The following is a 6920-nucleotide window of genomic DNA, read 5'->3' as shown; positions in this document are numbered from 1 at the left end:
TGCGGCGGGCGGGAAGAAAAGAGCGCGGCTAAAAGCCGCTCCCACGGCGCCCGTGCGAGAGCCTCGCCCCGTGGGAGCGGCTTTAGCCGCGACGACTGCGGCGGGCGGGAAGAAAGAGCGCGGCTAAAGCCGCTCCCACGGCGCCCGTGCGCGAGACAGGCCCCGTGGGAGCGGCTTTAGCCGCGACGACTGCGGCGGGCGGGAAGAAAGAGCGCGGCTGAAGCCGCTCCCACGGCGCACCTGCGCGAGCCGCTCCCACAGCGCCCGTGCGCGAGCTATGCCCCGTCGCGCAGCAGCACCCCGCGCTCGCGCGCGATCTCGTGCAACGGGTGCGGCGGGCGGCTGCGCGGCCGTACGGCGATGTCGATCTTCTGCTCGCCGAAGACCGCTTCCAGCTCGCGCCGCAGGTCCGAGCGGCGCGCAACGATGCCTTGCTCCACGTCCGTTTCGATGTACAGGTCGATGTCCCCGCCGCGCTGGCAGTCGTCGGCGCGGGAGCCGAACAGCCACACCTCGGCCTCGTCGCCAAAGCGCTCGCGCACGGCTCGCAGCAGCGCAGGGATGGTGGCCGGGTCCAGTCTCATGGCTTAAGCACGGGGCGGCAGGGACAAGCCCACCCGCTCCGCCGCGTAGCTCGCCGTGGTGCTCAGCACGCCCAGCAACTCCCGGGCGCCGCCGACGGCGAGGGTCAGCGCCTCGGCGCGCTCGCTCGCGTGCTCAGGATAGTCGCGCATGAAGGCGTCGCGCACCTCCCGCAACCGTTTCCATGCCTGAAACGACGCGATGATGCCCCGCTTCTCCATCGCGTTGAGGACATCGAGCTGCGAGCCGGGCTGCTCCTCTTCCAGCAGCAACAGACTGCGAAACACCTTGCCGGCGAGCAGATCCTGCAGGTCTGCGAACCGCACCCGAAACGCATCCAGGCGTTCCTTGCCTTCGTCGTCAAGCTGCTCAAGCCGGGTGCCGTCCAGCGGCAACAGGTATGCGGTGCGCCTCAGCGAGGTCTTCAGGTTCTCGGCCACCCGAATGGCTTCGCGCAGGTTGGCGACGAACAGGGCCGCGAGCTTCGGATCGTACGATTGCGCTGGTTCCGTCATGGCCCGGTTCGGCGTCGCTGGGGGCTGCAAAGCATGCTGGCCAACTGCATCCGCCACGCGTCACCGCAGGCCGCGGCCATCGTGCCGGCCGGTCGCCGCCGACGTTGCCTCGCAGAGGATAGCAGTCGCGAAATGCTTGGTTCCGCGTTCGGGCGTTTCGTCGACTGCGCGCCGAGGTGGCCGCAGCCGCGACAGCAGCTCAGAAGCCGGCGCCGGCGCCAGGGTCGCGGCTCGCAACCGCGTGCACAAGCCGCACCGCTCGGCGTCCGCCGCGTACTGTACAGAATCCTGACACCCCCGCTAAGCCTGTGCCGGACCCGGCGCCGAGGACGCGACGCGGTCCGAGCCGAGGGCGCTGCCCGCACAGCAGGCTGCCGATCTCTCGGCACCGCCGAGTCGACAACGCCGACAGTCGGGGCAGTGTGCGGTCTTGACCCTTACGCGGGGGTAGCAGAAAGCCCGTGCGCTGGGTAAGCTCGCGCCCATCTTGCGATCAGGTCGGCCTCGGTCTGCCGGTGGAGTGCGTTACTGTCGGGCAGATAAGGCATCAGCGGCCCGGAGCCGTGACCGCCGGGCCAGACCGACGCTGGCACGCTCTCGAGTACATCGTCGCCCGCAGGCTAGGTCCGTGATCGACGACTGTAAAATTTCACGACACCCGGATCTGGTCCGCGCAAGTCAATGAACAGAAACAAGTTATTGTCTGTCTTTGGCCGCCGGCAAGCACTGCCCCGGCGCTGCCGGCGGGCTGCGAAGCCCCTGCGTGCGCCATATGCCTGCCAGAGTGTCAGGATTTTTTACAGTCTCGGAGCCCGCGCGGCGGGTGAGTTCGATGTGTTGCTGTAAGCGCATGATTCAAAGGGCCCAGCAGGATATGGCATTCCCTTTGCATGCTTTAGGGGGAAATCCGATCGGCGGAGCAGGTGTAAAGAATCCGCTTCCGGCGGCCCCCGGTACGGCGGCCAGGCTTGCGCCGCGAGATCTCCAGCAAGCACAGGATCGCGGCGGACCAAAGCCTTCTTTAGGAACTGCCGGAAGCAGAAGTGACGCGAGTGATTCCGTCGCGACGAGGGAGACGCCGCCCGGCGGCGTGCCAGTGCCCTAGGCCCGTCGCGGCACGTGCTACACGTTAAGAAACTTCAGTAATTTTTGTGACCACGGAGCTTGAGCGATGCGACTCCTGACCATGACCCAGGGTACGTACACAGCACCGGCGCCAGCGGCGCGTCGGGCATCCCTAGCCGTCGCGATCAGCGCGGTCCTGGCGGGCGCCGTCGGTGTCCGTGCGAACGCGGCGGAGATCTTTCTGCAGGGAGCCGATGGCCCCAACGAGTCCTCCTTCACGACGACGACCAATAGCTGGGGCGCCGGAGGAGCCAACGACCCTAATCACCCGAACGCCGACGACGACTACAACTCCAATGGGTACCTCCTGCGTACACCTCGGGTCAGCACGCCGGAAACCTTTGCCGGCAAGTCCTTGACCATCGGCGGCGGTGCGGGCGGGGCGACCGGAGTCATGGTTCTGCTGTCCGGCGGCGGTGCGGGCGCAGCTGTAACCGTGGACGATCTGCGGGCAAACAACGGCCGCCTCTCCGTTTCCAGCGACACGTCTCAGACACTCAACGGTGTCGTAACCGTGCTCGCGGGCGGCCTCGAGATCAACGGGAGCCAGGCCAACCGCACCATCGATATGGGCGCGCGACTCCGCGGCTCGGGCGGCATCACGGTGCGGGCGATTCAAGGTGCCGGGGGCACAGTCGTCTTCCGCGATGCGACCAACGATTACACGGGTAACCTGACGGTCGAGAGTGGCGCGATACTGCGCCAAAGTGTCTCCGGTGCGTTGTCGAGCGCGGGCTCCGGCGTCGTTAACGTGGCCGGCACGCTGCAGCTCCGCACCGGCGCCGGTGAGGCAACCGCAAGCACCGATGCGTCGATCAACGGCCTGACCGGCGGTGGCACAGTCACCAATGGCAACACTGCCTCCACGCTCACCATCGACGGCGACGGCACAACCGTGTTTAGCGGCGGTATCAGCGGCTCGCAGTTCGGTATCACAAAGACGGGCAGCGGTTCGCAGACCTTCGCGGGCGACAACACCTACGAGGGCGAGACCACCGTGCAGGGTGGCCGCCTCATCGCCGCCAGTGCCACCGCCCTCGGCGACACCAGCGGCGGCACGACCATCGACAGCGCCGGCGGCACCGTCGAGCTGGCTGGCGCGACCACCAGCGAGCCCTTCACGCTGGAAGCCCGCGTCGACGACAGCACTGCGCACCTGGACGCGACGGGCGCCAGCAGTTCCGAGATCGACGCATCCGGCTCCATCACGCTGGCCGACGGCGACGGGGACGATCCTGCGCACTTCAATATCACCACCAACACCACCACCGGCACGGGCGTCTTCACCATCGCCGCCGAAATCAACGGCACCGGAGCCGCGGCCGCCGAGCAGAACCTCAACTTCGGCGGTGGTGCGGACGGCGAGGGCGTTGTCTCCGGCGCCGTGAACATGGACACCGATGCGACGACGAACCTCAACGTCAGTGCCGCGAGCTGGGACTTCTCTGGCGCGCTCAATGATGTTGACAACCTGAACGTCTCCGGCGGTCTGGCCACGCTGTCCAACACCGCCAAGACCATCGGGACGGTCGATGTCACCGGTGGTACGCTCGACCTCGCCACCGGGCTCACCACGTCCAACACCGTCAGCGTGGGCCCCGGCGGTGCCTTGACCCAGACCGGCTCCAACATCTCCGCGAGCCAATCCGGCGGCTACGATGTTGAGGGTATCGTCAGCCTGAACGGCGATGACGCCACGATGACCAGCCTCACCGGCAGCGGCATCGTGCAGAACGACGACGACGCCGGCAATGGCACCAACACGCTGACCATCGACACCGACACGAGCCAGTCTTTCACCGGCACGCTGCGCGACGGCGACGGCAGCGGGGGCGACGGCACCCTGGCGCTGACCAAGCGCAGCAGCGGCAGTCAAACGCTCTCCGGCAACAACACCTACACCGGCGACACGCTTGTCGAAGGCGGCCGCCTCATCGCCGCCAGCAACACCGCCCTCGGCGACACCAGCGGCGGCACCACCATCGCCTACGCCGGCGGCACCGTCGAGCTGGCGGGCGTGACCACGAGCGAGCCCTTCACGCTGGAAGCCCGCGCCGACGCCACCACCGCCCACCTGGATGCGACGGGCGCCAGCAGCTCCGAGATCGACGCATCCGGCTCCATCACACTGGCCGACGGCGACGGGGACGATCCTGCGCACTTCAATATCACCACCAACACCACCACCGGCACGGGCGTCTTCACCATCGCCGCCGAAATCAACGGCACCGGAGCCGCGGCCGCCGAGCAGAACCTCAACTTCGGCGGTGGTGCGGACGGCGAGGGCGTTGTCTCCGGCGCCGTGAACATGGACACCGATGCGACGACGAACCTCAACGTCAGTGCCGCGAGCTGGGATTTCTCGGGCGCGCTCAGCGACGTTGACAACCTGAACGTCTCCGGCGGTCTGGCCACGCTGTCCAACACCGCCAAGACCATCGGGACGGTCGATGTCACCGGTGGTACGCTCGACCTCGCCACCGGGCTCACCACGTCCAACACCGTCACCGTGGGTCCCGACGGTGCCTTGACCCAGACCGGCTCCAACATCTCCGCGAGCCAATCCGGCGGCTACGATGTTGAGGGTATCGTCAGCCTGAACGGCGATGACGCCACGATGACCAGCCTCACCGGCAGCGGCATCGTGCAGAACGACGACGACGCCGGCAATGGCACCAACACGCTGACCATCGACACCGACACGAGCCAGTCTTTCACCGGCACGCTGCGCGACGGCGACGGCAGCGGGGGCGACGGCACCCTGGCGCTGACCAAGACCGGCAGCGGTACCCAAACGCTCACAGGGACCAACACCTTCGACGGCCTGACCACCGTAGAGGATGGCGCGCTAAACATCCAGAACGCTGCTGCGCTGGGTTCAACGGTAGGCGATACCGACGTCAAGGAGTCCGGTCGGGTCGAGCTGCAAGGGGGCATCTCGGTTGATGAGGTGTTCAACCTTTACGCCACCGACACCGGAAGCGTCCAGCTCTCGAACGTCGCAGATGCGAACAGCATCACGGCTGCGGTGAACCTGGTGGATTCCGACCCGGTCGGCGGGGAGCAGTTCCGCATCGATTCCGAGAGCGGCACGCTGAACCTTGACGGCGGCGTTGTCAGCAGCCTCTCGGGCGGTGACGAGATCCTGAACCTCGGCGGCGCCGGCAACGGCACTGTCGAGAGCCTCTCCATGACGACCGCGGACGCCAGCAGCATCGTCAAGGATGGCGATGGCGAGTGGACGGTTTCGGACGCCACGATCACCAACGCCAACGAGATCGTCTCCCAAGGCGGCGTGTTGGCCCTTGCGGACGCCGCCAACATTGACGGCGATGCCATCTTCAAGCTTGCGGGCGGCACCTTGGCTGTTGAGGATGTCACCGGTGGCAGCAGCTTCGATAGCGACGCCTTCCGGATTAAATCCGGCCAGTCCTTGGTCGGCAACGGTCTGGTAACGGGCGACATCGTCGTCGAGAGCGGCGCCACCGTGGCCCCTGGGAGCTCCATCGGCTCGATGGCCTTCGACGGCAATCTGACCCTTAACGGTACGCTGGAGACGGAGATATCCGACACCCAGATCGACTTCATCGACGTGAACGGCGCGTTCGATATCACCTCCGCCACGCTGGACCTGGTGGTGCTTGCGACACCATTCTTGGACTGGCTGGTGTTGGCGGAATACGACACCCTGCCCACAGCGGAGTTCTTTGAGATCAACATCAGCAGCGGCTGGGAGTACCAGATCGACTACGACTACGACGACGGTGCCAGCAGCAACAACATCGCCGTGTTTGTGACGCGATCGGATATACCGGCACCGACACCCTTGGCGCTGATCGGTCTGGGTATCCTGGTCTGGGCCGGCGCCCGCGGACGCACGCGGGGCGCAAAGACGGCGTGACATCGGTTGGGGCGGCACGACGCCGCCCCAGTCGCTCTTGCGACTTGAGACCCCCGTCCCCGACGGGGGTTTTTCGTTCTGTAGTGGCGAGCTCCTGCCACGGCATGTCGGGCTGGACGCCCCGCCCACAGCACGGCAGCCGAGCCGCCCGCGGCCCGTGGGAGCGGCTTTACCATGAAAGTCGCGCGCGGCGCGCTCCTTAATCTCCCTCTCCCTCTGGGAGAGGGCCGGGGTGAGGGCAACGGCCATGGCGAGCGGCGCCTTTCATCCTGCGGGGTGGCGCTGGTCGCCATGGCCGTTAGCCGCGATCCGGCCCCGCTGGCGCTACACAAGGTTGCGTTGTCGACGCGTAGCAAGTCATGGGCGCCGGGCTCACGCTGTCGCGGCTAAAGCCGCCCCCACAGCGCGGCTTTAGCCGCGACGGCGACCGGCATGCCAAGCGCTAGCAGCGGCCAGAGCAATCGGCTATGTTGGCACCAAGTAGATCGGGACAAGCGATGCAGTTGCCGCGGTGTGGGGTTCGGCGGCCGTGGCGGGCGCTTGTTCCATTACGAGTGATCGTTCCAGAGTCAACGCTGGTCTATGGATTTTAGTGCCCACTGCCGGCAGATGCTCAATGAGCGGGGAATCGCTCTCGAGTGGGCAGAACGAGCAGTGAGTGATCCGATCGAACAGAGGACCGGCCAGACGGTACCCGCCATTATCTCAAGCAAATCCCTGAGCATGGCCATCGATGGCTGCGCGTCGTCATCAGTGATGCCGGCAGCTATCAGACTTGCGTGACGGTGTTTTTCGAT

Annotated in this window: 3 protein-coding genes; 1 reads left to right on the top strand and 2 read right to left on the bottom strand. The window is 66.5% G+C overall.

The annotated features are described in order from the left end of the window. Positions 1 to 275 precede the first annotated feature (275 nt). The gene (locus tag ML01_RS22230) at positions 276 to 584 is read right to left on the bottom strand and encodes a nucleotidyltransferase domain-containing protein (RefSeq protein ID WP_058557588.1); all 309 of its coding nucleotides are present in this window, start codon (positions 582 to 584) and stop codon (positions 276 to 278) included. Positions 585 to 587: 3 nt separating this feature from the next. Further along, positions 588 to 1097: a hypothetical protein gene (locus tag ML01_RS22225; protein WP_058557587.1), complete on the bottom strand. Its 510-nt coding sequence runs from the start codon at positions 1095 to 1097 to the stop codon at positions 588 to 590. A gap of 1171 nt (positions 1098 to 2268) precedes the next feature. Between ML01_RS22225 and ML01_RS22220 the strand changes: the two genes are divergently transcribed. Further along, on the top strand, positions 2269 to 6123 hold the full coding sequence (locus ML01_RS22220) for an autotransporter-associated beta strand repeat-containing protein (RefSeq protein WP_058557586.1): 3855 nt from the start codon (positions 2269 to 2271) through the stop codon (positions 6121 to 6123). The last annotated feature ends 797 nt before the right edge of the window (positions 6124 to 6920 follow it).

The sequence above is a fragment of the Thiohalocapsa sp. ML1 genome (genome assembly GCF_001469165.1).
Lineage (GTDB): Bacteria > Pseudomonadota > Gammaproteobacteria > Chromatiales > Chromatiaceae > Thiohalocapsa.
This window is presented reverse-complemented; position numbering and strand designations above follow the sequence as displayed.

What these genes read in the sequence shown, in the direction of transcription:
- ML01_RS22230 (WP_058557588.1), bottom strand. Translation starts at nt 584, where the DNA reads ATGAGACTGGACCCGGCCACCATCCCTGCGCTGCTGCGAGCCGTGCGC.
- ML01_RS22225 (WP_058557587.1), bottom strand. Translation starts at nt 1,097, where the DNA reads ATGACGGAACCAGCGCAATCGTACGATCCGAAGCTCGCGGCCCTGTTC.
- ML01_RS22220 (WP_058557586.1), top strand. Translation starts at nt 2,269, where the DNA reads ATGCGACTCCTGACCATGACCCAGGGTACGTACACAGCACCGGCGCCA.